The 26,647-nt window shown below is 31.5% G+C and carries 23 protein-coding genes; 3 read left to right on the top strand and 20 right to left on the bottom strand.

From position 1 onward, the window contains the following. Nucleotides 1–12: 12 nt before the first annotated feature. The 13 genes from bsdE14_RS19255 to murG all read right to left on the bottom strand — a co-directional run bounded on the left by bsdE14_RS19255 (nucleotide 13) and on the right by murG (nucleotide 16,426). Nucleotides 13–2,085: a chemotaxis protein CheA gene (locus bsdE14_RS19255; RefSeq protein WP_264851617.1), complete on the bottom strand. Its 2,073-nt coding sequence runs from the start codon at nucleotides 2,083–2,085 to the stop codon at nucleotides 13–15. 12 nt (nucleotides 2,086–2,097) lie between these two features. Continuing rightward, a complete protein-coding gene (locus bsdE14_RS19250) occupies nucleotides 2,098–2,865 on the bottom strand; it encodes a CheR family methyltransferase (RefSeq protein ID WP_264851616.1) in 768 nt (255 codons plus the stop codon). 2 nt (nucleotides 2,866–2,867) lie between these two features. Next, the gene (locus bsdE14_RS19245) at nucleotides 2,868–3,935 is read right to left on the bottom strand and encodes a protein-glutamate methylesterase/protein-glutamine glutaminase (protein ID WP_264851615.1); all 1,068 of its coding nucleotides are present in this window, start codon (nucleotides 3,933–3,935) and stop codon (nucleotides 2,868–2,870) included. 13 nt (nucleotides 3,936–3,948) lie between these two features. Beyond that, a complete protein-coding gene (locus bsdE14_RS19240) occupies nucleotides 3,949–4,437 on the bottom strand; it encodes a chemotaxis protein CheD (protein WP_264851614.1) in 489 nt (162 codons plus the stop codon). A 12-nt stretch (nucleotides 4,438–4,449) separates the two neighbouring features. Then, nucleotides 4,450–4,896: a chemotaxis protein CheW gene (locus bsdE14_RS19235; RefSeq protein WP_264851613.1), complete on the bottom strand. Its 447-nt coding sequence runs from the start codon at nucleotides 4,894–4,896 to the stop codon at nucleotides 4,450–4,452. A gap of 11 nt (nucleotides 4,897–4,907) precedes the next feature. After that, the gene (locus bsdE14_RS19230; protein ID WP_264851612.1) at nucleotides 4,908–6,842 is read right to left on the bottom strand and encodes a flagellar assembly protein A; all 1,935 of its coding nucleotides are present in this window, start codon (nucleotides 6,840–6,842) and stop codon (nucleotides 4,908–4,910) included. Nucleotides 6,843–6,936: 94 nt separating this feature from the next. After that, the gene (locus tag bsdE14_RS19225; RefSeq protein WP_264851611.1) at nucleotides 6,937–7,758 is read right to left on the bottom strand and encodes an aminotransferase class IV; all 822 of its coding nucleotides are present in this window, start codon (nucleotides 7,756–7,758) and stop codon (nucleotides 6,937–6,939) included. Between the two features lie 89 nt (nucleotides 7,759–7,847). Further along, the gene (locus tag bsdE14_RS19220; protein ID WP_264851610.1) at nucleotides 7,848–8,489 is read right to left on the bottom strand and encodes an HAD-IB family hydrolase; all 642 of its coding nucleotides are present in this window, start codon (nucleotides 8,487–8,489) and stop codon (nucleotides 7,848–7,850) included. Nucleotides 8,490–8,556: 67 nt separating this feature from the next. Next, nucleotides 8,557–8,931: a DUF1292 domain-containing protein gene (locus tag bsdE14_RS19215; protein ID WP_264851609.1), complete on the bottom strand. Its 375-nt coding sequence runs from the start codon at nucleotides 8,929–8,931 to the stop codon at nucleotides 8,557–8,559. A 143-nt stretch (nucleotides 8,932–9,074) separates the two neighbouring features. Beyond that, entirely contained in the window at nucleotides 9,075–12,578 is a 3,504-nt protein-coding gene (gene nifJ / locus bsdE14_RS19210; RefSeq protein ID WP_264851608.1) for a pyruvate:ferredoxin (flavodoxin) oxidoreductase, read from the bottom strand. Between the two features lie 324 nt (nucleotides 12,579–12,902). Further along, nucleotides 12,903–13,511 (bottom strand): SafA/ExsA family spore coat assembly protein, encoded by a 609-nt coding sequence (gene safA / locus bsdE14_RS19205; RefSeq protein WP_264851607.1) that lies wholly within the window; start codon nucleotides 13,509–13,511, stop codon nucleotides 12,903–12,905. Nucleotides 13,512–13,664: 153 nt separating this feature from the next. Next, nucleotides 13,665–15,170, bottom strand: a complete 1,506-nt coding sequence (locus tag bsdE14_RS19200; protein ID WP_264851606.1) for an MBL fold metallo-hydrolase RNA specificity domain-containing protein — start codon at nucleotides 15,168–15,170, stop codon at nucleotides 13,665–13,667. A gap of 197 nt (nucleotides 15,171–15,367) precedes the next feature. After that, a complete protein-coding gene (gene murG / locus bsdE14_RS19195) occupies nucleotides 15,368–16,426 on the bottom strand; it encodes an undecaprenyldiphospho-muramoylpentapeptide beta-N-acetylglucosaminyltransferase (protein ID WP_264852304.1) in 1,059 nt (352 codons plus the stop codon). A 248-nt stretch (nucleotides 16,427–16,674) separates the two neighbouring features. Here murG and bsdE14_RS19190 point away from each other — a divergent pair, with 248 nt between their 5' ends. Then, nucleotides 16,675–16,869, top strand: a complete 195-nt coding sequence (locus tag bsdE14_RS19190; RefSeq protein ID WP_264851605.1) for an alpha/beta-type small acid-soluble spore protein — start codon at nucleotides 16,675–16,677, stop codon at nucleotides 16,867–16,869. A gap of 37 nt (nucleotides 16,870–16,906) precedes the next feature. Here bsdE14_RS19190 and bsdE14_RS19185 read toward each other — a convergent pair whose 3' ends face one another. The 5 genes from bsdE14_RS19185 to hydE form a co-directional block, all read right to left on the bottom strand. Next, on the bottom strand, nucleotides 16,907–17,317 hold the full coding sequence (locus bsdE14_RS19185) for an ATP-binding protein (protein WP_264851604.1): 411 nt from the start codon (nucleotides 17,315–17,317) through the stop codon (nucleotides 16,907–16,909). Beyond that, the gene (locus tag bsdE14_RS19180; protein WP_264851603.1) at nucleotides 17,298–18,914 is read right to left on the bottom strand and encodes a PAS domain-containing sensor histidine kinase; all 1,617 of its coding nucleotides are present in this window, start codon (nucleotides 18,912–18,914) and stop codon (nucleotides 17,298–17,300) included. Before bsdE14_RS19180 ends, bsdE14_RS19185 begins: the two co-directional genes overlap by 20 nt. A 128-nt stretch (nucleotides 18,915–19,042) precedes the next feature. Then, the gene (locus bsdE14_RS19175) at nucleotides 19,043–19,234 is read right to left on the bottom strand and encodes a hypothetical protein (protein ID WP_264851602.1); all 192 of its coding nucleotides are present in this window, start codon (nucleotides 19,232–19,234) and stop codon (nucleotides 19,043–19,045) included. Nucleotides 19,235–19,340: 106 nt separating this feature from the next. Then, a complete protein-coding gene (gene recJ, locus bsdE14_RS19170) occupies nucleotides 19,341–21,110 on the bottom strand; it encodes a single-stranded-DNA-specific exonuclease RecJ (RefSeq protein ID WP_264851601.1) in 1,770 nt (589 codons plus the stop codon). A 173-nt stretch (nucleotides 21,111–21,283) separates the two neighbouring features. Beyond that, nucleotides 21,284–22,315 carry a [FeFe] hydrogenase H-cluster radical SAM maturase HydE gene (hydE, locus tag bsdE14_RS19165; protein WP_264851600.1) on the bottom strand — a complete coding sequence of 344 codons (1,032 nt, stop codon included), beginning with the start codon at nucleotides 22,313–22,315 and terminating at the stop codon, nucleotides 21,284–21,286. Between the two features lie 202 nt (nucleotides 22,316–22,517). Between hydE and bsdE14_RS19160 the strand changes: the two genes are divergently transcribed. Together bsdE14_RS19160 and bsdE14_RS19155 are read left to right on the top strand one after the other, a co-directional pair. Next, nucleotides 22,518–22,742: a YuzB family protein gene (locus tag bsdE14_RS19160; RefSeq protein ID WP_264851599.1), complete on the top strand. Its 225-nt coding sequence runs from the start codon at nucleotides 22,518–22,520 to the stop codon at nucleotides 22,740–22,742. A gap of 120 nt (nucleotides 22,743–22,862) precedes the next feature. Further along, a complete protein-coding gene (locus bsdE14_RS19155; protein ID WP_264851598.1) occupies nucleotides 22,863–23,351 on the top strand; it encodes a MogA/MoaB family molybdenum cofactor biosynthesis protein in 489 nt (162 codons plus the stop codon). 101 nt (nucleotides 23,352–23,452) lie between these two features. Here the strand turns inward: bsdE14_RS19155 and bsdE14_RS19150 are convergent, their stop codons facing one another. Further along, complete coding sequence (locus bsdE14_RS19150; protein ID WP_264851597.1) at nucleotides 23,453–24,670, bottom strand: M16 family metallopeptidase; 1,218 nt, start codon at nucleotides 24,668–24,670, stop codon at nucleotides 23,453–23,455. 97 nt (nucleotides 24,671–24,767) lie between these two features. Next, the gene (locus tag bsdE14_RS19145; RefSeq protein ID WP_264851596.1) at nucleotides 24,768–26,609 is read right to left on the bottom strand and encodes an APC family permease; all 1,842 of its coding nucleotides are present in this window, start codon (nucleotides 26,607–26,609) and stop codon (nucleotides 24,768–24,770) included. Nucleotides 26,610–26,647: the final 38 nt, after the last annotated feature.

The following is a 26,647-nucleotide window of genomic DNA, read 5'->3' as shown; positions in this document are numbered from 1 at the left end:
ACAATATTCCTCCTAAATTAGAGCAGCCACATCAAGAATTAAAGTTACTAAACCATCACCTAAAATAGTAGCACCAATATATTCCTTAAGTCCTTGCAATGTCTTTCCTAAAGGCTTAATTACAATTTCTTGCTGTCCAAATAATCCATCTACAAGAAGCCCAACGGTCTTTTCTCCTACCTTAACTATCACAATATAATGCTTACTGTTCTCTGGTACTTCTAGGTTTAACTTCTTATTTACTCTAATTAATGGAATTACATTTCCATTGTAAATAATGACTTCTTTATTGTTTGTCTTTTTAACAAGGTCCTCTTTATAATCAATTACTCTATCTATATATCCAAGTGATATTGCCATAGTTTCACTTCCTACTTTTACTAAAAGCGCTTGGATAATTTGTAAAGTCAATGGTAATCTTATAATAAATGATGTACCTTTGTCAACCTCACTTACTACATCAACAGTACCGCCTAGAGCAGATATTTTTGTCTTTACGACATCCATTCCTACCCCTCTGCCCGAAATGTCTGTAACTTGCTCGTTTGTGCTAAAACCTTGAAGGAATATAAGATTTCTGATATCAGAATCACTCATACCTTCAGTATTTATACCTATTCTTTCAGCTTTTGCTCTAACTCTTTCGACTTCTATTCCACTACCATCATCTTCTACCTTAATAACTGCTTTTGTTCCTTCTTGATAAGCAACTAACTTAATTTTGCCTACTGGATCTTTTCCTTTAGCAATTCTTTCTTCTCTAGGTTCTATTCCATGGTCGGCTGCATTTCTAATTAAATGAATAAGTGGTTCGCCAATCTCATCAATTACAGTTCTATCAAGTTCTGTATCCTGGCCTTCAATAATAAGTTCCATTTCTTTCTTTAATTCAACTGAAAGATCTCTTACCATTCTAGGGAATCTATTGAATACCACATCAAGGGATAACATTCTAATTTTCATAACAAGATCTTGCAAATCAGAAGTTGTTCTTGCTACTTGCTCAAGAGTTTCATTTAATTCACCTAATCTATAATTACTGCTAATTTGCTCTAATCTAGTTCTGTGAATTACAAGCTCAGATACCATATTCATAAATTTATCCAATCTCTCAAGATCAACCCTTACAGATTGGTGGGATTTTTTATGAACAGAACTATTATCCTTTGAAGTCTCCCTCACAGTATCTTTTGCTGATGCTTCCTTATTTTTGACAGCCTTATTTACTTTTACTTCACTATTATTACTTATTGAATTTTCTTTTGCTACACTGTCAATAGCGCTATATACTGCTTGTTCCTTTAAATTGCTCAATTCTATATCATCTATAGTAACTTCAGTAATTTCAGATATAGACATAAGTCCATCATAAACATATTTCTTATCTTTATTAGTTACAAATACTAACTCTATGTCGAAATCAAAGTTTTCATTTTCTATATCTTCAGCACTAGGAACTGATTTGATTATTTCTCCACTTTCTTCAAGGCTTTTGAAAACCAAAAATGCTCTAGCAGATTTTAAAAGTGTATTCTCGCTTAGTTTAACATTTACATCATATGAATAGAATCCTTTATCTAAAGCTTGTTTTACTATGTTAATATCATATTCATTAAGCTGTACTTTTTCTTTTTTCACACTGCTAATGGTATCTTCATCAATAGTTAATACTTCTTCGTTAGATTCAACAACTTCTTCTGAAGTTTCTCCTAATGCAATAGTCTCCAATTCACTTATAATTCCATCAACTGGAATTTCATCTTCAATTCCTTCAGATATATTATTTACCATACGCTCTAAAGTATCCAAGCATTGAAATAGTACAGTTACAACCTTTTGCGTTACCTTAAGTTCACCATCTCTAAATTTAGATAAAACGTCTTCCATTTTATGAGTGAGTTCGGCCATTTCACTGAATCCCATTGTTGCAGCCATACCCTTTATAGTATGTGCCACTCTAAAAATTTCATTTAACTTATCAATATTATCTGGTTCTTGTTCTAACTGAAGTAATGATTCATTCAATGTCTGTAAATTGTCCATAGACTCTTCTAAAAACATTGAAAGGTATTGTGATGTATCCATATTTATACCTCCTTACAACTTCCTATAGATAAATGTTGAAGCCTTTTCAAAACCATAGTCTCTGTAGTTGTATATGCTTTCTGTGGCTCCTACAAATAATAAACCACCCTTTTTCAAGGAACTGCTAAATCTTTTGTATATTGCATCTTTAACATCCTGATTAAAATATATTACGACATTTCTACAAACAATTAAATCGAAATCATTTTCATATCTTTCTAAAATTAGGTCATGCTTCTTAAATGTTACCATACTTTTAATTTTAGTATCAACTAAATATTTGTCACCATCAATTTTAAAATACTTATTAAGATACTCATTTTTCACATTTTTAACTTCCGAAGCTACATACTCACCTTTTTTAGCTCTTTCAAGAATAGTGTTATCAATATCTGTAGCTATAATTTTATGTCTCCCTGTTGGACACAAATTATCTAGAATCATACCAATTGAATATGGTTCTGCACCTATAGAACAAGCCGCACTCCAAACCTTTAAATTTTTATTATTAGGAATCAATTCACTTTTTATTTTTTCACTTAATTCATCAAAAATCTCTGGATTTCTAAAAAATTCGCTAACATTGATAGTTATAAAATCCAGAAACTTCTTTCTTTGAGCTTCATCTTTTTTTAGTAGTGCTATATATTCATCTACAGAATTAACACCCACCCTTGACATAAGACTTAAAATTCTTCTATGAAGTTGATTTGATTTATAGGCAGAAAGATTTATTCCAAATTCTTTTAGAACCCATTGCTCGAAATATTGTAAATCCATATTTACCTTCCTCCACCACTTACTAGCTTAATAATTTGAATTGCAATTTCCTCTAGTGGTAAAACTGCATCTACCATTCCTGTTTCAAATGCTGCCTTAGGCATCCCATATATTGTACAAGTGGATTTATCTTCCGACAATGTAATTCCACCATGTTTTTTTATCTCTACTGTTCCTTGAGCACCATCTTTTCCCATGCCTGTTAGAACAGCACTTACTATCCTTGAACCATAAACTTTAGAAGCTGAGATAAATAATTTATCTACCGCTGGTCGTACCCCCCATATGGCTGGTTCTAAATTTAAGTGAATTTTTTTATCCAATCCTATTTCCATATGGTATCCACCTGGTGCAATATACACCACATTTCTTTCAACAGGCATATTTTCTGAAGCTTCTACTACCTTTATATCACTGTTAGCATTTAATCTGTCTGCAAATGCTTTTGTAAACCCTACTGGCATATGCTGAACTACAAAAACAGGCACACCCAAATTTGCTGGTAAAGCTGTAATAACAGTATAAAGTGCTTTAGGTCCTCCAGTTGATGCACCTATTACTACAGATTCAATTTTATCATTTTTAAGCTTACTGATATAATTTCTCTGATATGTTCTTTCCATAGGCATTTGTGGTTTGCCTTCTTTAATTGCATCACTAGTAATATTTTTATCACAAGCTATTCTAATCTTTTGAACTAATTCATCTTTAACTTTATTTATATCAAGTGAAATAGCTCCAGAAGGCTTTGGAATAAAATCAAAGGCTCCTGACTCTAGACATTCCATGGTCAATTGAGTTCCTTTTTGTGATATACTGCTGAGCATTATTACGGGTATATTTTTATAGGACCTCTTTAACTCTTTCAAAGCTGTCATGCCATCCATTATTGGCATTTCTACGTCAAGAGTAATAACTTGAGGTGTGCTATTAGATATTTTATTTAATAACTCTTGTCCATTTTTAGCTATATCTACTACTTCCATATCGTCTTCAGAATTAATCATATCTGAAATGATTTTTCTCATCAAAGCTGAATCATCAACTACAATTACTCTTATTTTTTTCAAGCAAATCACTCCATTATATTTCTTTTATACCCATACCTACTGTCTTTATTTGAACAACTCCATTTAAAGTATCGAAAACCATTGTTCTTCCTTTGTTTCCACCAATATCTTCGCTTAAAATTGGAATAGAAAGCTTTTCTAGTGCCATTTTTACAGCTAAACCATTTCTATTTCCAACATCCATTATCATACTCTTATCTGAAAAGTTGAACATTGAAGCACCACCGGCGATTTTTGCTCTAATATTTCTTTTAGTAGCTCCAAGCTCTTCCATTCTTTGAATAAGTACTGGAATAGCTAAATCTGCAAATTTATGCGGATTAGTTACGTTATTAAATTGAGAACTATCCGGCAGCATTATATGTGCGAGTCCACCTATACCTCTAAATTTATCGTATAATGCTATGCCAATACATGAGCCAAGTCCCACTGTAATTAGCTTATCTGGAGAATTAGCAACATTTAAATCTGCAATCCCTACTTTAATTTCTCTATTTTCCATAGTAACACCTAATTATATTTGTCTTTTTTCTTCATCGGTTAAAATAGTTGAAAGATTTAAAAATATAATAATCTTATTATCTATCTTAATAAGACCCTTCATATATCTCTTTGATATTCCTGCAACTATTTCTGGTGGAGTCTCTATATTTTCTACTTTAACGTCTCTTACTTCTGAAACAACGTCAACAATTATTCCAACTTTACTTTCTTGTTGTTTTGATACTATTATTTTACAATCATTACTCTTTTCGCTAAGTGGCAAATTAAATCTTCTTGCCATAGATATTATCGGTAATATGTTACCCTCATAATTTATAACTCCCTCAACAAAAATTGGAGAATCAGGAAGTTTTGTAGGCTCTTCATATCCTAAAATTCTTTCGACTTCCATAATATCAGTAGCATAGTATTCCCCATTAATACAAAAAATCAATACTTTAATTTCCTTGTCACTCATAAAGCATCCTCCTATAAATTTAATCTTTCAACTATCAAATCACCATTAGTATCTAAAAAAGCATGTACATTTTTACTTGGTACATCAATTGCTTGTTCTCTCATTCCAATTCCAACTATAGTGTTTTCATATGCTGTATCCATCCAAATTTGCCCACCATCATCAACTATAAGTCTAGTAGTCACACCACCTTGACTCCCAACTACCTTGCACTTTATCTCAGTTGATGCTCTTAAAGAACCACCTCGTACTACACTACCTTCTGTCAGGAAGTAAATGCCTTGGTGAGCCTCCAAATTAGAAACATAGGTACCTTTTCCAACCACCATTATGTTTCCAGAACTCTTTATAGATGAATCCTGACAATACCCTATTTTTATATTAACAGGTAGTGCCAAGGTATTTTTATAAATTTCAATCTTATTTTTTAAAATATCAATTATTCCAAACAGTTCACTATAATGCTTTATTTTAAGTGGTGCTAGTCCCATTAATTGGCCTCTAATAGCTTCTGTAAGACTATCATTCTTTTTACCTTCTTGATGGTTAATTAAAGCCGATTGTGCTAATAGGTTTAAACATATCTTACTAAGAGTTTTAAATTTAGTATCCATTAAAACTTTAATTATTTGTCCATCTGTTTTATCATATCCTAATAAATTAAACTTTTTGATTTCCTCGATATTGTCAATTAATGCCTTAAGTAAAATACTAAAACCTTCCAAAGTCTTTAAAAAGTTTAGTTTTTCATTATCTTCTCCGCCAGCATTAACTGAGGAAAATATAATATTTCCATCAATGTTGATATCACCTTTTGCTATAATTTCCGCTCTTTCCACATTTCCTTTAATATTAGCTGCATTACCTGACTCTACCTTCATACCTTCTCTAACTGTACCATTAACTAAAACGTCACCAACAAACTTTATGTTTCCTGTAGACATATCTACATCCTTTGAAACCTCATGAAGCTGAAAAACATAGCAGGTATTATTCTTTATGCAAGGCTTTCCTTGGATAGCTGCTATTACTGTAGTATTATCTTTTAAAATACATCCTTGGCCAGCAGTTAAATTAATTTTCTTCCCTGCTTTATGCTTTTTTATATTTCCAAAAACATCCTTGCCATCTGTGCCTTCTTTACCTTTTATCAATCTGGCTACCACATCGCCTTGCAGAACTGCATTAATTGAGCCAATGCTTTTAAAGTCTACTCTTCCATTATTATCTTCCGAAAGTTTTTTCAAATCGTTATCCATTGCAAACTTTATTTCAACTACATCATCTTCGTCATCCTGCATTGGCTGACCTTTTGCAATAACCAAATTATTAATTTCATCTTTTTTGATGCATTCATTAACATTTTCTTCTATAACACCATTAATAATTCCATGTTTTTTTAACTCTTCTTTTATTTCATCTTTACTAAATCTTGGTGGATACTTTTTTTCTTTTATATCTGACTCTAAAATGAGGGTGTTTGTTTCCTTAGTATCCTTAAGCTTGAAAACTATTTCTGGTATATATTTAATATCCAAATATGCTTCCATTCTGTTATCACTTATTCTAATGTTCATTAATCTTTCTGATTTTGTCTCACTAAAAAAGTACTCAATTTTACTATTCTCATAAATCTCTACTGAATTTACAACTTCTTTATCATTAATAACAAGCCTTACATCCTTTGATGCTCTAATTATTGCAGCTTGCTTTCCTTCGCAAGGATTTTTAACGATTATTTTACCATCTTTTATACTTGCACTACCACTTAAAACATCCTCTTTAGATGCCTCTTCTATTTTTACTGAAATAGTACAGCTTTTTCTAAAAAAAAGCTTAGTTTCTTCTTCAATACTATAGTCGAGGGAATGCTTTGGTATACCGAGTTCTTTACTTGCCTGCTCCAAGCATTCATCTATCGTACTGCAAGTGTAGGTTTTGTTCATATTTTCCCCCCCCAAAAAAGCAGAACATATCGAATTTTAACAAATCATTATTTAATATATCGTAATATTAAATTAAAACTTTAAATATATTTGTCTATTTTTGGCTTTTTATATAATCTTCTATAATTTTATTATAAGCCCTCATAATGGATAAGACAATAGAATTAGCTGAGGACTTAAAATTAAGACTATCCACTTTACTTATAGGCAATACTTTTGGAGATGTTCCAGTTATAAAAAGAGCATCAAGCGTTTTAATCTCAATCTCCTTAATTTTCTGCTCTTTCAGCTCTATATCTAAATTCATGCATATTTCCTTTATTACTTGTCTAGTTATACCAGGCAAAACTGTTTCAATAGGCGCAGTAATAACGCTATTATTCTTCACCATAAAAATATTAGACTTACTTCCTTCGGTAATACAACCATTATTGTCCACTAATATAGCTTCATATACTTCACTTTCGCTAATTTTCTTTTCAACTTCATGCCTAAAATTATGGTTTATAATTTTAGCATTAGGGTTACTTCTTTCACCATGATAAATAATTGTTGGTACCCCGTTAAGATATTGGTCTTCTTTAGGATAATGATGTGCTAAAAAGTATACTAAAAATGAATTTTTGTCGCTATAATTAAACACTATTTTTACGTTTCCATCTTTAGTTCCATTTAATTTGATCAGCCTTCTAATCTGCTCTCTTACTTCGCTATCTGTAAGCCATAACTTAAGTTTTACTATATTTGCTGACTTTTTCAGTCTTTCTAAGTGCCTCTCTAAAAATAACGGTACCCCATCCATAACTCTAATAACTTCGTATATTGAAGTACCCTTTGAAATCAAAGCTTCATCAAAATCATTTGTACTTAATTCTTTAAAATCTTGGAGAAATAATTTATTTACACATTCGCTCATTTTACTACCTCCTTTTTACTCAGAACATGCTGCAAACTATTCCTGCCAGTTCCTAATGGCAGTTTTCTCTTAAAGCCCACTTAGGACTTTTACTTCCAATTTAATATTTTAATTTTATCGTGACCTTTTTTATAATTAATTAAAAACGGATTTCCCACTAGATCAAATAAAGGTTTATCTGCTAAAGAATCTGAAAACATGTAAGAATTTTTAAAATCAACTTCTATATTATCTTTTTTTAGTTCTTCTTTTAATCTTCTAACCTTTTCTTCTCCCTTACAATTTTCGCCTTCCATTTTTCTACTATAAATACCGTTACTGCATCGAAACTTAGTTCCTATTATTTTATCCACTTCCTTTATATTATAAAGCTCATTCAAATAGAATTCAGGGGATGCGGATATTAAATAAACCTTAAAACCTTCACCTTTTAACTTTTTTATCATTTTAATCGCATCTTCATATAATATTTTGCTAAGCTTCTCTTCATAAAATTCCTTAACAAGCCTCTGCATATCTTCTTCTTTAATGCCTTCAATGAAAGTTATAAAATTTTCCTTAGCCCTTTTAGCATCAAAAAACTTAAGTGCATATAGAAATGCAGAGAAAAAGCTTCTAGGAGCATGAATTATAAAGCTTGGATTCTTTTTCATCATAAACATATAAAGCTGTGCAAGGGTTTCCTTTTTTGTTAATGTATAATCTACATCAAATATCGCTAGTTTCTCCATATATATTCCTTTCTTTGAATTTACTACAAATAAGGAGTCGATGCCTTAGCAACGACTCCTTAATCACTTATTCTTCGTCATTCATTGATTGTTCATAATACTTGGACACTTCATCAAACTCTGCGTCATCAGGTATTACTAATTCGCCTTGTTCTCCCTCAACTTTAAATAGGAAAACTGAGCCGTCCTCTGGGTGTTGAACAAGTATATAATCATTTTCTTTATATGTAAATCCATCAACTACTTCACATGCAACTACATTTCCATTTTCGTCTTCAAGATCTACTACCATTGAACCATGGTCATGATCATGACCTTCACAACCACAGCCACATCCTTCATCTTCATTGCATCCGCAATCGCCTTCTTCATGATCTCCACAGCCGCAGCCGCAACCGCAGTTTTCCTCCTCAGGATTATTGTATATTTTTTCGTCTATCATAATTAATTACCTCCTTTGGCATTATGGTATAATTTTAACCTTAATTTGCAAATATTAAAAGTGTTTTTTTTATATTTTACAAAAAATTTTTTAGGGACAGCCTAATTTGGCTATCCCTAATATTATATCCAGTTTAATTTTTATTATAGACCAGCAAGTTTCTTGTAGTTTTCAAGTCTTTCCATAGCATCTTTTTGAGTCTTTTCAAATAATGCATCTGCTGCTTCTGGGAATTGCTTAGCAAGTGAAGCGTATCTTACTTCGCCCATTAAGAATTCTCTAAAGTCTGCAGTTGGTTCCTTTGAATCTAAGCTGAATGGATTCTTTCCTGCTTCTTTTAATGCTGGATTGTATCTGTAATTAGCCCAGTATCCACATTCAACTGCTCTCTTGCCTTCTAATTGGCTCTTGCCCATACCATTCTTTAATCCGTGATTAATACATGGTGAGTAACCAATTATTAATGATGGTCCTGGATATGCTTCAGCTTCAGCTATAGCTTTTAATGTTTGGTTCTTATCAGCACCCATGGATACTTGAGCTACATAAACGTAGCCATAGCTCATAGCCATCATTCCAAGGTCTTTTTTCTTAGTGTTCTTTCCACTAGCAGCAAATTTAGCTATTGCAGCTGTTGGAGTAGCTTTTGAAGATTGTCCACCAGTATTTGAGTAAACTTCTGTATCAAATACGAATACATTTACGTCTTCTCCTGATGCAAGAACGTGGTCTAATCCACCGTATCCGATGTCATATGCCCAACCGTCTCCACCAAAGATCCAGTTTGATCTCTTAACTAAGAAATCTCTATTTTCATATATTTCTTTAACACTCGCGCAATCACAATTTTCAGCTTCAATTGCAGCTATTACTCTATCAGCTCTTTCTCTTGATCCTTCTCCAACATTCATGTTGTCTAACCAATCCTTTAGAGCAGCTTTTAATTCATCGCTTGCATTTCCAGCTAAAACTTCTTTTACAGTTGCAGCTAATCTATCTCTTGTTTGTTGAACTCCTAGGAACATTCCAAGACCAAATTCAGCATTATCTTCAAATAATGAGTTAGCCCATGATGGTCCGTGTCCTCTGTGGTTAACAGTGTATGGAGTTGCTGGTGCTGATGCTCCCCAGATTGACGAACATCCAGTAGCATTAGCTATCATCATTCTGTCACCGAATAATTGTGTCACAAGCTTAGCGTATGAAGTTTCCATACAACCACCGCATGCACCTGAGAACTCAAGTAATGGCTGTTCGAATTGGCTTCCCTTCACACTGAACTTGCTCATTGGATTTGCTTTAGGTGATACCTTCATAGCATAATCCCATGCCACAGTCTTATCTAATTGACTTTCAAGTGGCTTCATAACAAGAGCTTTTTCCTTAGCTGGACAAATATCAGCGCAGTTTCCGCATCCTGTACAATCAAGTTGAGATACAGCTATAGCAAACTTAAGTTCCTTAGCACCTGTTGCAGCTTTAACTTTTAATGCTGATGGAGCTTTTGCAGCTTCTTCTTCAGTTAAAAGTACTGGTCTTATTGCAGCATGTGGACATACAAATGAACATTGGTTACATTGTATACACTTGTCCACATCCCATTCAGGAACATTTATAGCTACGCCTCTCTTTTCATAAGCAGCAGTTCCTTGTGGGAATGTACCATCTTCCATTCCTATGAATGCACTTACAGGAAGTTTGTCTCCTTCTTGTCTGTTCATTGGGTTAACAATCTTGCTTATGAATTCTGGAATAGCAACTGTTGCAGCTGCTTCTTCTACAGCATCTTTCCATGAATCTGGAACATTTATTTTAACTATTGATTCAACACCCTTATCGATAGCAGCATTGTTCATATCAACAACTTTTTGTCCCTTCTTACCATAAGAAGTTACAACTGCATCTTTTAAGTATTTGATAGCATCTTCAACTGGAATAACGTTAGAAATCTTGAAGAATGCAGATTGCATTATCATGTTGATTCTTCCGCCAAGTCCAATTTCTTGAGCTATTTTAACAGCATTTAATGTATAGAATTCAATGTTGTTTTCAGCAATAAATCTCTTATATGAAGCTGGCAAGTGAGTTTCAACTTCTTCAGGTGTCCAAACTGTATTTAGTAAGAATTTAGCGCCCTTCTTTAATCCTTCTAATACGTTATACTTGTAAACGTAGGATTGGTTATGACAAGCTACGAAATCAGCTTTGTTTATTAAGTATGGGGACTTAATTGGAGTCTTACCAAATCTTAAGTGAGAAACTGTTATTCCTCCTGATTTCTTTGAGTCATATGCAAAGTATCCTTGTGCATACATGTCTGTATGGTCACCAATGATCTTTATAGCACTCTTGTTAGCTCCAACAGTACCATCTGATCCAAGACCCCAGAACTTACAAGCTTTAGTTCCTGCTGGTGTTGTATCTATATCTTCTCCAACTGGTAATGAAGTATTAGTTACATCATCAACTATAGCAATTGTAAATCCATTCTTTGGATTTGCTGATTTTAAGTTTTCGAACACTGGAAGAATGTGTGCTGGAACAGTGTCTTTTGAACCTAATCCATATCTTCCTCCAACGATTACTGGTTGATGTTCTCTACCATAGAATGCATTTTTAACATCTAGGTATAATGGTTCTCCAATTGATCCTGGCTCCTTAGTCCTATCAAGAACAGCTATGCTCTTAACAGTACTTGGTATATATTTGAAGAAATGTTCTAATGAGAATGGTCTATATAAGTGAACATTTAATAAACCAACTTTTTCTCCCTTAGACATTAAATAATCTATTGTTTCTTCTATAGCATCACATACAGAACCCATAGCTATTATCATTCTTTCAGCATCTGGTGCTCCATAGTAATTGAATAAGTGATATTCTCTTCCTGTTATCTTAGTTATTTCAGCCATGTAGCTTTCAACTATTTCTGGAAGTGCTTCGTAGTACTTGTTTGAAACTTCTCTTTCTTGGAAATATATATCTGGGTTTTGAGCAGTACCACGAGTTACTGGATGATCTGGATTTAATGCTCTTCTTCTGAAAGCATTAACTTCATCCATATCTACTAAATCTTTTAATTCATCATATTCTAAAACTTCTATTTTTTGAACTTCGTGTGATGTTCTGAATCCATCAAAGAAGTTAACAAATGGAACTCTTCCTTTTATAGCTGCTAAGTGAGCAACTGCTCCTAGATCCATAACTTGTTGTACTGAACTTTCTGCAAGCATTGCAAAACCAGTTTGTCTGCAAGCCATAACGTCTTGGTGGTCACCAAATATGTTAAGTGAGTTTGCAGCAAGAGCTCTTGCTGATACATGTAAAACTCCTGGTAAAAGCTCACCAGCAATTTTATACATATTAGGTATCATAAGTAAAAGACCTTGTGATGCAGTATATGTAGTAGTTAATGCACCTGCTTGTAATGAGCCATGTACAGCACCAGCTGCGCCAGCTTCTGATTGCATTTCCATAACTTTAACAGTTTGTCCAAAAATATTTTTTCTTCCTTGGGAAACCCATTCATCAACGTGCTCAGCCATTGGTGAGGATGGAGTTATAGGGTATATAGCTGCTACATCTGTAAATGCATATGAGACGTGAGCTGCAGCGGTATTACCATCCATAGTTTTCATTTTTCTCATTTTTATACCTTCTTTCTATATGTATGTTTAATAATTAACTAATTTGACAATTTTTAAAAATTGTACTTTCATAACAAAAGACTGTCAATCAACAGTCTATAAATGTTTTCTACCCTTTCATTATATACCATGACAGAAATAATTCAAGTAAGAATTGGACAAATTTCTAAAATTTTAACAATGTTAAAATTCTTGTAATATTAAAGAAACTTGTACATATTTTTTCTTATATTAAACAGGCTTTTAACTTAGTTAGTATACAAAGCCCGCTTTTAGTATAATATTCTACATAAACTTGCAAATTCCTTCTTTATATTATTATTTTTATCTAGTCATAAACATTTGACTCCAATAGTTACTACCATCCTTTGCAAATCCTACTCCTATTTCTTTAAAATTAGGATTTAATATATTTGCTCTATGTCCTGTGGAGTTCATCCAAGAACTTACTACTTCTTGTGGAGTTCTTTGTCCCATAGCAATATTTTCTCCTGCTTGATAGAAGCTAAGTCCAAATTTCTTCATCATGTCAAAAGGTGAACCATAGGTTGGTGAATAATGGTTGAAGTAATTTTTATCCCTCATATCTTGTGCTTTATATCTTGCCACTCTTGAAAGCTGCCAATTTGCAGTTAACGGAGCTATTCCCCTCTTGCTTCTTTCTATATTGCATAGTCTAACAACTTCATTTTCCACCTTCTTTATGTCATCAATATTTGGCACTGAAAGTTTTTGTCCAGGTATTATCATATTAGGATTTTTAATTTGCTTATTAGCATCTATTATTTCTTGTACTCCTATTTGATATTTAACAGCTATAAACCACATACTGTCTCCAGGTTTAACTGTATAAGTAATAGGCTCAGCATTAACTATAGATTTTGCACCAATTAGAATAAATAAACTAACTAAAAAAGTATAAATTTTTTTCATTTAAATCACCTCGCAAATATATTTTGGTTAATTGCTATATTATTATTAGTTAAAACTAATGGTTTAAAATCAAGCTTATGGGAAACTTAGTATAAAATAAAAAAAATGTATACTAAAACTTAAAATTTTAGTATACATTTAATTTTTATCTGCTTATTCCAAAATACTCTCTATATTCTTAAGCAGTGTTTCTTTATCCATATTTTCTATGTCAGCAGAAACAATGTATTTAATAAGCTTTTCTCTTACTGAAAGTTTCGCTTCCTTATCGTTTATGAAATAGGTTTCTCCAAAATTGATAATTCTAGAATTATAGCCTTTATTATCTAACATCTCTTTGAAGTTTAATCTTGCTTCCATATCTCCATGTACTAATAATATTTCTTTAGGTTTCTTTTTAAATCCATTTACCCATTCCAAAAGACCATTTTTATCTGCATGACCAGATAATCCTTGAAGAGCATAAATATTTGCATTGACTGCTATCTCTTCTCCAAATAGCTTAACTTTCTTAGCCCCATCTAAAATAGATCTTCCAAGAGTTCCTTCTGCTTGATACCCAACAAAAACAATAGAACTTTCTTTTCTCCATAAATTATGCTTTAAATGATGCTTTATTCTACCTGCTTCACACATACCACTAGCAGAAATAATAATAGCACCACTTTGAATTTTATTAATCTTTGCTGAGTCTTCGGGAGAATTTGTGAAAAGCAGGCCATCAAATTCAAGCGGATTATCCCCTTTATCTATTATAGATTTTGCCTCATCATCATATAAGTTACTATATTTTTCAAAAATTTTTGTTGACTCTATAGCTAGCGGACTATCTACATACACTTTAACATCTTTTAAATAATCATTTTCGATATAGTTATTTAAAGCATATAATACCTCTTGAGTTCTACCTACAGAAAATGATGGAATAACTACATTTCCTCCTCTTTTGAAGGTATCTTTAATTATAGTAATGAGCTGTGCCAATTCATCTGTAATATTTTCATGAACCCTATTTCCATAGGTAGTTTCCATAATTACATAATCAGCATAATCTATAAAGCTCGGATCTTTAATAATTGGTATATTTTTATTGCCTAAGTCACCACTAAAAACAACCTTTACTTCTTCTTTACCTGTCTCCTTTATAAAAAGCTCTACTATTGCTGCTCCAAGTAGATGTCCAGCATCTTTAAATCTAATTTTAAGACCATCATAAACATCTATAACTTCATCATACTTATATCCAGTAAACAGATACAATGAAAGCTCAGCAATCTTAGCTGTATACAATGGTTCTATCGTCTGGAGACCTTGTCTTTCTCTCTTTCGATTTTTCCACTCTACTTCCATTTCTTGAATATGTCCGCTATCTGGCAGCATTACACTGCACAGATCTTTTGTCACTTCAGTACATAATACCTGACCTTTAAATCCCTTTTTATAAAGAAGGGGTATCCTTCCACTATGATCTATATGTGCGTGAGATAGAATTACATAATCAATATCCTTTGGATTAAAAGGAAAGGTTTCATTACCTCTTTCTTTCTCATCCCGTCCCTGATATAAACCACAATCTAAAAGTACATTTTTCCCATTAATATTTAGTAAATGACTAGAACCTGTAACGCATCCTGCTGCTCCATAAAAATCAATTTTCATATTTTGTCCCCCCTTGTAATGTAATTATTTTAATATCTTTTAATTGAAACATTAAGAAAAGTATTATATTATATCAAAGATAATTTGGATTAATGGCTATACCTTTTATTCAGTTTTATCTAAATATTCTTAATTATTATTATACTATAGTTCTATAAAATAAAAAACTTGGATTTTACTCCAAGTTTTTATTTATCTTATCTTTTTACACGAGTTTCTTCGATTACCTTTAAAATATTTTCAACTCCATTATTTAAATTGCTAGAATTCATATTTTTGACGTATTTGTTCCTATTATCATAAAGTTCATCTAATTTATTTTTTAAAGTCTGATCATTCAATTGCTCTTCTTGAATCACCATGCTATAGCCACTCTTTTCAAAGGATGCAGCATTGAGTATTTGATCCCCTCTACTAGACTTCGCAGAAAGTGGTATAAGAATATTTGGTTTTTTAAGTGCCAAAAGCTCAAATAGCACATTTGCCCCTGCTCTTGAAAGAACTAAATCTGCCGCTGCTAAGAAGTGAGGCAATTCTGCATCTACATATTCAAATTGAACATAACCATTCCTATTTTCAAGCTTCTCATCTAAATTTTTTTTGCCACATATATGAATAATGTTGTACTTCAAAAGTAACGAGTTAATATTGTTTCTAACTGCATCATTAATTACTTTTGATCCAAGACTTCCGCCTATTACCATCAAAATAGGCTTTGACTCTTTAAAATTACATATCTTCATTGCTGTCAGCTTACTGCCCTCAAATAACTCTTTTCTAATAGGAGTGCCAGTTAAAACTCCCTTACTCTTCTTTACATGCTCTAAGGATTCCGGAAAAGTAACACATATCTTTGTACAATAAGGAATTGATAACCTATTGGCAAGTCCAGGCGTTATATCGGATTCATGTGCTACAACAGGTACCTTATTCAAGGATGCCCCTATAACAACTGGTACTGCTACGAATCCACCCTTTGAAAACACAATATCTGGTTTTTGTTTTTTTATAATACTAACAGCTTGCCAAACTCCCTTTATTACTTTAAAGGGATCAGAAAAGTTTTTCAAATCAAAATACCTTCTTAATTTTCCACTGGAAATTATATGATATTTGATATTATTTTCCTCGATTATTTTTCTCTCAATCCCATCAGCAGTTCCTATGTATTCTATGTCATATCCTAATTCCTTAAGTCCAGGTATTAGAGCCAAGTTTGGAGTAACATGTCCAGCAGTTCCTCCACCAGTGAGCATAATCTTTCGTCTACCCAAAATACCATCTCCCAATCGAAATATTCATTCTGCTATACATTATATCCTATTTATATATATAATGTACTATTTCATAAAAAAATTATTATTTTAAAATAGAATCGTATTTAAAAGTTTACCACATTTTTTTATTTTTGAACATTCTAAGTTACATTACTAATAGATTACTAAAATAATTCTAATTTATATGGTAAACATAATACTATAAAATAAAAAGGAGGTAATTGATTATGTCAAGTAGAAGTAATAAAGTATTAATACCACAAGCAAAAGAAGGTTTAGATAGATTTAAAATGGAAGCTGCAAAAGAAGTTGGAGTTAACTTAAGTCAAGGATATAATGGGGATCTTACTTCAAGAGAAAATGGTTCTGTAGGCGGACAAATGGTTAAAAGAATGGTTGAAGCTTACGAAAAAAATTTATAAAAACAAAAGGGCACATAGAGCATTTAATCTATGTGCCTTAATTGATATCTGAAAACTCTATATGAATCTTATCGCTCATACTAGAATCCAACCTAACAAGATTATTTGTACTAGGAGTTTGTCCTCCTTGCTTCTTAAACTTCATTATGAATTCTGTTCCTTTTCCTTCTTTGCTTTTAACTTTAATGTCGCCTTCCATTAATTCCACCAGTTTTTTTACCAAAGATAAGCCTATACCTGTACCTTCGGCTCTTCGAGACAACGATGTATTAATTTGTACAAATCGATCAAAAATAAAGTCAATTTTATTATCCGGTATCCCAATTCCTTGATCTTTAACACTTAATGCTACAGTCTCATTTTCTATTTGGAGTTCAACTAAAATTTGCTTTCCTTCCGGTGTGAATTTAATCGCGTTAGATAGAAGATTAAGTAGGATTTTTTTCATATTTATCCTTATCTAAATTAACTTCACATTCTTCCTCATTTGTATCAAAAATCAACTCAATACCCTTACTTTTTGCATAGAGATTTACAGAGTTCACGATAAATTCAGTTATATAAACTATATCAAAACTTATATTACTTAATTCCAAAAATCCAGCTTCAGCTTTAGAAAGATCTAAAATATTATTTATAAGCTTTAAAAGCCTGCTGCAATTTTGATTTATTCTAAACAACGTTTTATCAATATTAGGAGTAATCTCACTGCCATAAATATCAGTAGCTAGTTGTAGTGAACTATATATTATAGTAAGTGGAGTCCTAAGTTCATGTGATATCACCGTAAAAAATTCATCCTTAAGCTTTGTAACTTTTTCAAGCTCAATACTATGATTAACTTCATCAGTTATATCTAATCCATGAATATGTATTCTAGTAACGCTATCCTTAGAATTTTTATAAGGCATAAACTTAAATTTATAAAATCTTTCATTGCCATTTTCATCAATAATAGAACAAGGAGAATATGTGTATTCATGTCCTCTTTCACCAACATAGAATACAATTTTCTGCAGATTTTCGTCCATGTTACTAAAAAATACTTCATTGACGCTTTTACCAATTATATCATCATCGGCATAAAACTTATATTTCATCATAGAATCATATTTCTTATTTATAAGCTTATATTGTAATTCAGGATATTCTAGTACTGCAATGGGTACATCTATTGTGTTAACAACATTTCTTACAAAATTAGCTTGTTCTTCAGCATTAATTTGATGTATTTTTGATTCAGTAACATCCTTTATTGTTACTATTGTATAAAGCACCTCATTGGCTCTATTTAAAATTGGATTGCTGTTTAGCTCTAAATATTTTATGGATAAATCTATTTTATCAACTAGTTTCAATGTAAGGTTATTTATAGGTATGTTTTTCTTGTAATATTGATTATAAATCACATCTACATCTTCAGTATTTTCTTCTGAATTATATATAAAATACTTTTTTCCCATGTTTACCTTGTTTATAAGTTCACCCATGTTTAGTTTAGTAATATTATAAGCAGCTCTATTACATAAACTGAACCTGCCTTTATTATCAATTACCATTAGTCCTTCTGAGATGTTATTAATAACATCTTTAAGGTGCATTAAATGTTCCTTTTCCCTATCTCTTAAAATTTCAATTATATCGCACTTTGTCTTAAGTTCTGTTGAAATGCTCAAAAACTTTTCACGTTCAGCTTTTAATTTATGCTCTTTTATATCTATTTGCTTCTGCTTTTCAAACACAGAATTAGTTATATCATAATAAAACAGCTCAAATCTTTGATTTTGCTTTTTCAAAATAATATTATAGAATCTACTGCTTATTAATTCCACTTCTATAAGTTCTCTTTCATTATCATCTATATCATTGTCAATAAATAGTTCACTTATTTTATCAAAAAAGCTGATGTGCTTTACGTTTTTTCCAGTAACACCGCAATCCACATTGAAAAACTTTTTAAATCTTTCATTCACAAAAATAACATTCGTAAGTTTAGTATCTATTATCATAACTCCAAAAGGAAGATTATTATAAAAATCATACATTAACTTTTTCCTCCAAGGTACATATTTACACTATCTATAATTCTATACAAAAATTAGAAATCCTTCAATATGTATTTATGGAATAAAAAAGGAATTCTTTAAGAATTCCTTTAAACTAATTAATTTTTTTATTTATTTGCTAATCCAGATGATATCCCTTGGCACTCTTTAAGACATCTATCTATACTTTGTAGTTGATCCTCTATTCTTGTTTTTATACTATTATTCTCCACATTATTAGCAGCTTCCTGCAATTCATTTTTAATTTCATTTAAACCACTACATGCGTTTTTTAGATTTTGTCTTGCATTATCATTCATTGATACCACTCCTCAAATAGTATTTTAATAAAATTCATTAATATTATGTGCAGTATAAAACTTAAAATACTATTTTAGGTTAATAAATCTATAGATAGAAAATATACTAGGAAATCCTGAAAGATGAAATCCTAAGTTGAATAGATGTGGAACCATTATATTCATTCAAAAAAGGCGTAAAGATAATATCAAGCTTAAGTCCACTAGGTTTGTCCATAACTTCAGGGTACCTATCACCATAATTTTTGCTAAGCATCTCTATAAGCTCATTCACCTTACCAAAACATAGTGCTTCTATCCTTCTCATGCTATTAGGTACTCTTAATAAAAATTTAATTACATTGCTATCTTTACCAATAATGCTAATTTTCTCAACATGAAGTTGTTTTTCAGCCAAAATCGGACTTTCGTTTCCCTTTCCAAATGGCTCTAAGGTTTCTAATTCATCTATCAATTCATAATTAATTTCATGAAGTGATAGTTTTTTGTCTATTCTAATTTTAGGTATAATGTCTTCATCAGTGAGTGTACAATTTTTGTTAAGAGATTCTCTGAGCTCATTTATGTTCTTTTCTTCGATAGACAAACCTGCTGCCATAGGATGACCACCAAACTGACTAATTAATTTTTTGCACTTATTCAACTCTTCAAATAGGTTATATCCTTCAATAGACCTTCCTGAACCCTTAGGCATCTCCTTACCTTTCGTTAATATAATTGTGGGTACATTAAATCTCTCTCTAACTTTGCCTGCAACTATGCCCGCAATACTTTCATGTACATTTTCCTTATAAACCACCAAAACCTTCTGCTTTGACATTGGAGACTGTTCTATTTCATTTATAATTTCTTCCACATTATCATTTGTAATCCTTTGTCTCTTTCTATTCAGTTCTACAAGCTGACTTGCTAATTCTCTAGCCCTTACAATATCTTCACATAATAATAATTCTACAGATATTGAAGCAGTTTCTAGTCTGCCAGTTGCATTAATGCATGGACCAATTTGAAAGCCTACAGTTCCTGAACTAATTTTTTTGTCTTTCATTCCTAATGCATCTATTAGAGATACAAGTCCCAAATTTTTTGTGTTATTTAATTGTTTCAAAGCATTTTTTGCTATAATTCTGTTTTCTCCGATTAAATCAACTATGTCACATATAGTACCAATTCCTGCAAACTCTAATAATTCAGAGATTTCTTCCTTCGGGATATCTAATCTACTGTAAAGCGCTTGAACAAATTTAAAAGCTATTCCTGCTCCACATAAAAGTTTAAAAGGATATTTACATTCTTTTTGTTTAGGGTTAATAATAGCATCAGCAGGAGGTATTACGCTATTTCTATTTCCAGCTTCATCTTCAATAAACGGTATTTCATGATGATCAGTCAAAATAACTGTTAAGCCTATGTCCTTTGCAAAAGCAATTTGCTCAACAGCAGATATACCGTTATCGCAAGTAAGTATAATCTCTGCACCTTCATCCCGTAATAGTTTAAGTCTTTTACTATTCATACCATAACCTTCACGTTCCCTATCTGGTATATAATAGTCAACACTTGCATTGCATTTTTTTAATCCTTTGTATAAAATACAAGTGCTTGTAACACCATCAGCATCGTAATCTCCATATATAATTATTTTCTTTTTATGTAAAATTGCTTCAATTATAATTTCTATTCCCTTATCCATATCCTTCATTAAAAAAGGATTATGCAAATCATCTAAAGAAGCAGATAAAAATTCAATAATATCTTTTTTATTTGTAATCCCTCTATTTATAAGAATACTGGCAGTTGTTTCAGTAATTCCCGATTCTTTAGCCAATTCTTTAATGTTCATAGCATTTCTTCTAAGCATCCATCTTTCATACATTTTATTCACCTCATACTTAGCTATTATACCACAGTTAAAATTATTGTAACAGTTTAGGATACACTTTCCAGAGAATTAAAAATCAGTACCATGTATTTGAAATCTAATCTAATAAACAGTGAAAGCTCCCACTAATAAGAGCAGGAACTTTCATACTAATTAATATTTTTTAATTATTCTATAACCCTTTTTCTAAATCCGTAATCCTTAGAAACTGCTCTTCCAATGGAATTAATCTTTCCTGTAATACAATTTCTACAATGAGCAGGAGTATCTCCCACGCATATTTTGCCCGGATATAAGGCATATAATCTTCTATACTCACCTTCAGTAATATTAGGCATTACTACATTAGCTCCACTCTGTAATGCTATAATTCTTCCCTGCTTATTTAAAGTCTCCATTGCAGTTGTAGCAGGTATATTTATATCTGGTAATAACAATCTTGTTAGTGCCATTACCTTTAAGCTTAATTCAAATTGTCCACCTTTTTCAGCGCTTAAAGGGGTATCCTCATTAGGTATAAATGGACCTATGCCTATCATATCAGCACCTATTTCTTTAAAGAATAGTATATCATCAGCTAAAGATTCAATAGTTTGCCTTGGTAAACCTACCATAATGCCAGAGCCAACTTCATAGCCAAGAGATGCTAAATCCTTCAAGCATCTCTTTCTATTCTCATGGCTCATGTCTGGATCTAATTTTTCATAAAGTTCTCTATCAGTAGTTTCAATTCTTAACAAGTATCTGTCTGCACCAACTTCTTTGTACTCCTTATACTCTTCAAAGGACTTTTCACCAATACTGAGAGTAACAGCTAACCCTAATTCCTTTATTCCATTAACTATCTGTTTCACCTTGTCAACTGTATAAAAATCATCCTCACCAGATTGAAGTACTACTGTTTTATATCCATATTCCTTACCTTTTCTAGCAAGTTCAATTATTTCCTCAGGTTGAAGTCTATATCTTTTTATGTTTTTGTTTCCATATCTAAGACCACAATATAAGCAATTTCTCTTACAAATATTGGAGAACTCTATTAATCCTCTTAAATGAACTTCATCACCAACATATTTTTTTCTAGTTCTATCTGCTGCTTCTAATATATACTTATCATAATCATCATTACTTAATAATGCTATTAATTCCTCTTTGCTTAATTCATGAGTCTGTTCTGCCTTTTGGATTAATTCTAACATGCTACTCCTCCATATTCCCCATCAGCGTTAAATAATTATCAATTACAAGTTTTCAAAGATATTATAGCATTAAAATCACATATAGCAAACATGAATATACAAAATGTTTTTTCATATCTTTAGTACATTATTAAAATGTGCTATCATATTTATTGTTAATGATGTTTGCTCAAAGAAATCTTACAATATAAGGAGTATCGATATGGATATAATTTTGTGCAGTAGTAATATAAATTTAGATACCTTAGTTTTATCAATGAATAAAAATTTTCCTAATTACAATATAATTTTTAGCGATTGTTTGCATTGCTGCGGGGAATGTTCAAGATATCCAATTGCAAAAGTGGATGGAAGAGTTCTAGTTGGTGAAGATATTGATGATTTAACTTACAAAATCAAATTTGTATTAGAGAAATTTAATTCATAGTTTTAATAATTATATTCTACTCCTGTTTAAAATTCATATATTTTTATATGAGTTTAAATTATATTACCTTAGAAGTTAATATTTCTTTAGGTAATATTGCAATACGAAAGGAGTATAAAAATGTTTACTGTTGGAATAATCACTATTAGTGATAAGGGTAGCAAAAATCTGAGGGTTGATTTAAGTGGTCCAGAAATAAAATCCATTATAGAGAAAAATGGTGGTAAAGTTTCTTCCTATATAATTATACCCGATGACAAAGAATTGATTATGGAAAAGCTTAAAGACTTTGCTGATATTAAAAGCTTAGATTTAATTCTTACCACAGGTGGTACGGGCTTTTCTATAAGGGATGTTACACCAGAAGCCACTATAGAAGTAGTTGATAAACTTGTTCCCGGGATTGCAGAAGCGATGAGGTATGAAAGTCTCAAAATAACTCCAAGAGCAATGCTCAGCCGTGCTGCTTCTGGAATCAGAAAAAACAGTTTAATCATAAATCTACCTGGAAGTCCAAAAGGTGTGCGCGAAAACTTAAATGCCATACTTCCTGCCTTAATTCATGGTATAGAAATACTAAAAGGTGAAGCAACTGAATGTGGTGAATAAAGCTTTATTTTTTAAGCAATAAAATGAAACTAAGACTAAAGAATGAAAATCTATAGTCTTAGTTTTTTAGTGTACTATTGTCTAATTTTTGCAAGTAGATTTTATGCTGAGATTACTTGAATTGTTGGATCCTTTAATACCTTTTTTGCTACATTAATTATTTCTTCTTCAGAAATCCCTTCTAAATCATTAATCTCTTCAAATAATAATTCACAAGAATCATACATAATCTCATAAGTAGCTAATGCTTTGCAGAGCTCTATAGACTTCTCCAGTTTTAATTCTTTTCGTAATTTTAAACTCTTTGCCAATTTCTCAATCTGTTGTCTATCAAGGTTTAAAGATGTTATAGCTTTATTAATTGCATTATTTATAGTTTCAATTGTAATTTGAATATTTTCATAGGAAGTTCCAACAAAAATGCTGAATAGTTTAATGCCATACTCATTTTTTATGCTGCTGAAAACTTCATAAGCTAATCCTTTCTTTGTTCGAACTTCATCAAAGAGTAGGCTACTTGATCCCTCTCCAAATACAACATTAAAAAGACTTAATGCCTTTAATTCTCTATTACTCAACTTATCTATAGGGAATAAATACTGTATTTTTGCTCCTTTAATTCCTTTGTGTTTATCACTAAATATACCTGGTTTATTTAATTCATAATCAGTACTTTTTATTTCAATATTAATATCAGCATTCCAATTATCAAAATACATGCATACAGTTTTTTTTACTATGTGAAAGGGAAGAGATGAAACAACAGTTATTACACAGTTATTAGGCAAGTAATGCTGCTTATAAAAATTAATAATATCTTCAGGAGTGAAATTTGAAATACTTTTTTCATCTCCTATAATCAATTCTTTTATTCTTCTTGTACTAAAAGCGTTATAAAATAATTCATCTTCACATAATTGCGATATGTCATCTTTCCATTCTTTAAGCTCTTCCTTTATAATATTGATTTCCTCTATAAAACCTTCCTTAGGGAAAACTGGATTTAATACTATATCTGAATATAGTTCAAAAGCCTCTTCAAAATCCTGTGATAGACTTGTACCATAATATATTGCATATGGATAATTTGTCATTGCATTATTAAATCCAAACACTTCATCGCAAAGCTTATTAATATCATTCTCATTTCTTTTTATAGTTCCTTTAAACAGCATATGTTCTACTGCATGTGCAAGGCCTTTCTGATTTCCATTTTCCACCAAAGCACCACTATTAAATCCTATACAAAAGGATGTTATATTACCAGTTCTATATTCATAAATAATTTTAGCTCCATTTTTTAAAAAAACTTTTTCCATTATACCCTCCAAATTAATTATAAGTATATTTTAAAATCAAATAGTCAATACAATAATTATAAAAAAAATTCCTAGCATTTGCTAGGAATTTTAAAATTTACTCTTCTATTATATATGGTACGGATACTACGACAATATTTCTTCTTTTATAAAGCATATTCTTTATAAATAAAGAAGTTTGATTATGAAGTATATTGTGCCACCATTTCGTAATTACAAACTGAGATATAACTACTGTAACTGTCTCCCCAGGCTTTGAAGCATGTTCCTCCGAATCAATAAATTCTAGTAAGGGATCAATTACATCTCTATATGGCGATTGTCTTACAACTAGTGGTATGCCTACATCGTATTCTTCCCATTTTTTCTTAAGCTTCTCAGTTGCATCGCTATCAACTGATACATGGAATGCAACAATATTCTTTGAAAGATTCTTTGAATAATTTAAGCATTTTAAGAAAGATTTATTTAGCGAATTAACAAGGATTATTACATGCTGTTTGTCATCAGCAGGTTCCAAATTTTTAGGTCTAATATTTAAAGGAAGCTTAAGTTGTTCAGCTATTTTAATATAATGTCTCTTTATCCTTAGCATAATAAATACAAATATAGGTATAAGAACGCATACAATCCAAGCACCATGTTTAAACTTAGTTATTCCTATTATTATAACAGTAACGAACGTAACTAGTGCACCCATGCCATTTATAATGGCTTTGTGTTTCCATCCAGGTGTTTTCTCTCTTATCCATTTAGTAAACATACCAGATTGAGAAAGTGTAAAGGATATGAAAACTCCTACGGCATACAAAGGCAATAAATGATGTGTATCGCCACCAAATGCGATTATTAAAGCACAAGAAGCAATACATAGTAATATAATTCCATTTGAAAAACTTAACCTTTTTCCTCTCTTAGCAAACTGTCTGGGAACAAATCCATCTCTTCCGAGTAGTGACAGAAGAAGAGGAAGATCAGCATAAGCAGTATTGGCAGCCATAATTAATATAAATGCAGTGGTAACCTGTACAACATAATACATAAAGCTTGTACCAAAAACTTGTGTGGCAATTTGAGCAATAACTGTATTTTCTGGATTAGGAACCGCATGATATATTGTAGCTAGATAAGATAAACCTCCAAAAATGAATAAAACAACTCCTGCTAATAAACCAAGTACAACTTTAGCATTTTTCTGAGAAGGCTCTCTAAAGTTTGGAATACCATTACTTACAGCTTCAACGCCAGTAAGTGCTGTACAACCTGATGCAAAAGCTCTTAAGAATAAAAATATTGTTATATCTCCTATTGCCTTTTGCTGTATTGGGTATAGCGGTTGAGGATTATATCCAAATAAAAAGTGCCTTATAATTCCAGTAACAATCATTATTATAATAGATACAATAAACAAATAAGTTGGAACTCCAAATAGTCTTGAAGAATCCTTAATACCTCTTAAATTACCTATTGTCATTAATATAATAATAGCTACAGAAATAGCTACTTTATGCGCATATAGCGATGGTACTGCGGAATAAATTGCTGCCGTACCTGCACTTACGCTAACTGCTACAGTCAAAATATAGTCAATTGATAGTGATGCTCCTGCTACAAGACCAGGAATTGTACCTAAATTGTCATGAGCAACAATATATGAACCACCACCACATGGATAATTGTCTATAGTTTGTCTATATGAAAATACCAGTAAAAATAATAAAAACACTATACATAGTGCTGCATAAAACATGTATTTATATGATAGCATCCCAAGTACTGGTATCAAAACTATCAAAATTTCTTCTCCTGCATAAGCAACTGAAGAAATAGCATCACTTGACAAAATTGGAAGTCCCCAAAATACATTAAACTTTTCTGCTGTAAGTTGGTCCGAACTTAGACTTTCGCCAATCAATAACTTTCTAATTTTTGATAACATAATTGCACCTCTAAGTTAAATAATAATATGTTGTCCCA

The organism is Clostridium omnivorum (assembly GCF_026012015.1).
GTDB lineage: Bacteria > Bacillota > Clostridia > Clostridiales > Clostridiaceae > Clostridium_AX > Clostridium_AX omnivorum.
This window is presented reverse-complemented; position numbering and strand designations above follow the sequence as displayed.

Bases quoted from the DNA above. Each gene is read 5' to 3' on its own strand.
- bsdE14_RS19255 (WP_264851617.1), bottom strand. From the start codon at position 2,085: ATGGATACATCACAATACCTTTCAATGTTTTTAGAAGAGTCTATGGAC.
- bsdE14_RS19250 (WP_264851616.1), bottom strand. From the start codon at position 2,865: ATGGATTTACAATATTTCGAGCAATGGGTTCTAAAAGAATTTGGAATA.
- bsdE14_RS19240 (WP_264851614.1), bottom strand. From the start codon at position 4,437: ATGGAAAATAGAGAAATTAAAGTAGGGATTGCAGATTTAAATGTTGCT.
- bsdE14_RS19235 (WP_264851613.1), bottom strand. From the start codon at position 4,896: ATGAGTGACAAGGAAATTAAAGTATTGATTTTTTGTATTAATGGGGAA.
- bsdE14_RS19230 (WP_264851612.1), bottom strand. From the start codon at position 6,842: ATGAACAAAACCTACACTTGCAGTACGATAGATGAATGCTTGGAGCAG.
- bsdE14_RS19225 (WP_264851611.1), bottom strand. From the start codon at position 7,758: ATGAGCGAATGTGTAAATAAATTATTTCTCCAAGATTTTAAAGAATTA.
- bsdE14_RS19220 (WP_264851610.1), bottom strand. From the start codon at position 8,489: ATGGAGAAACTAGCGATATTTGATGTAGATTATACATTAACAAAAAAG.
- bsdE14_RS19215 (WP_264851609.1), bottom strand. From the start codon at position 8,931: ATGATAGACGAAAAAATATACAATAATCCTGAGGAGGAAAACTGCGGT.
- nifJ (WP_264851608.1), bottom strand. From the start codon at position 12,578: ATGAGAAAAATGAAAACTATGGATGGTAATACCGCTGCAGCTCACGTC.
- safA (WP_264851607.1), bottom strand. From the start codon at position 13,511: ATGAAAAAAATTTATACTTTTTTAGTTAGTTTATTTATTCTAATTGGT.
- bsdE14_RS19200 (WP_264851606.1), bottom strand. From the start codon at position 15,170: ATGAAAATTGATTTTTATGGAGCAGCAGGATGCGTTACAGGTTCTAGT.
- murG (WP_264852304.1), bottom strand. From the start codon at position 16,426: ATGCTCACTGGTGGAGGAACTGCTGGACATGTTACTCCAAACTTGGCT.
- bsdE14_RS19190 (WP_264851605.1), top strand. From the start codon at position 16,675: ATGTCAAGTAGAAGTAATAAAGTATTAATACCACAAGCAAAAGAAGGT.
- bsdE14_RS19185 (WP_264851604.1), bottom strand. From the start codon at position 17,317: ATGAAAAAAATCCTACTTAATCTTCTATCTAACGCGATTAAATTCACA.
- bsdE14_RS19180 (WP_264851603.1), bottom strand. From the start codon at position 18,914: ATGTATGATTTTTATAATAATCTTCCTTTTGGAGTTATGATAATAGAT.
- bsdE14_RS19175 (WP_264851602.1), bottom strand. From the start codon at position 19,234: ATGAATGATAATGCAAGACAAAATCTAAAAAACGCATGTAGTGGTTTA.
- recJ (WP_264851601.1), bottom strand. From the start codon at position 21,110: ATGTATGAAAGATGGATGCTTAGAAGAAATGCTATGAACATTAAAGAA.
- hydE (WP_264851600.1), bottom strand. From the start codon at position 22,315: ATGTTAGAATTAATCCAAAAGGCAGAACAGACTCATGAATTAAGCAAA.
- bsdE14_RS19160 (WP_264851599.1), top strand. From the start codon at position 22,518: ATGGATATAATTTTGTGCAGTAGTAATATAAATTTAGATACCTTAGTT.
- bsdE14_RS19155 (WP_264851598.1), top strand. From the start codon at position 22,863: ATGTTTACTGTTGGAATAATCACTATTAGTGATAAGGGTAGCAAAAAT.
- bsdE14_RS19150 (WP_264851597.1), bottom strand. From the start codon at position 24,670: ATGGAAAAAGTTTTTTTAAAAAATGGAGCTAAAATTATTTATGAATAT.
- bsdE14_RS19145 (WP_264851596.1), bottom strand. From the start codon at position 26,609: ATGTTATCAAAAATTAGAAAGTTATTGATTGGCGAAAGTCTAAGTTCG.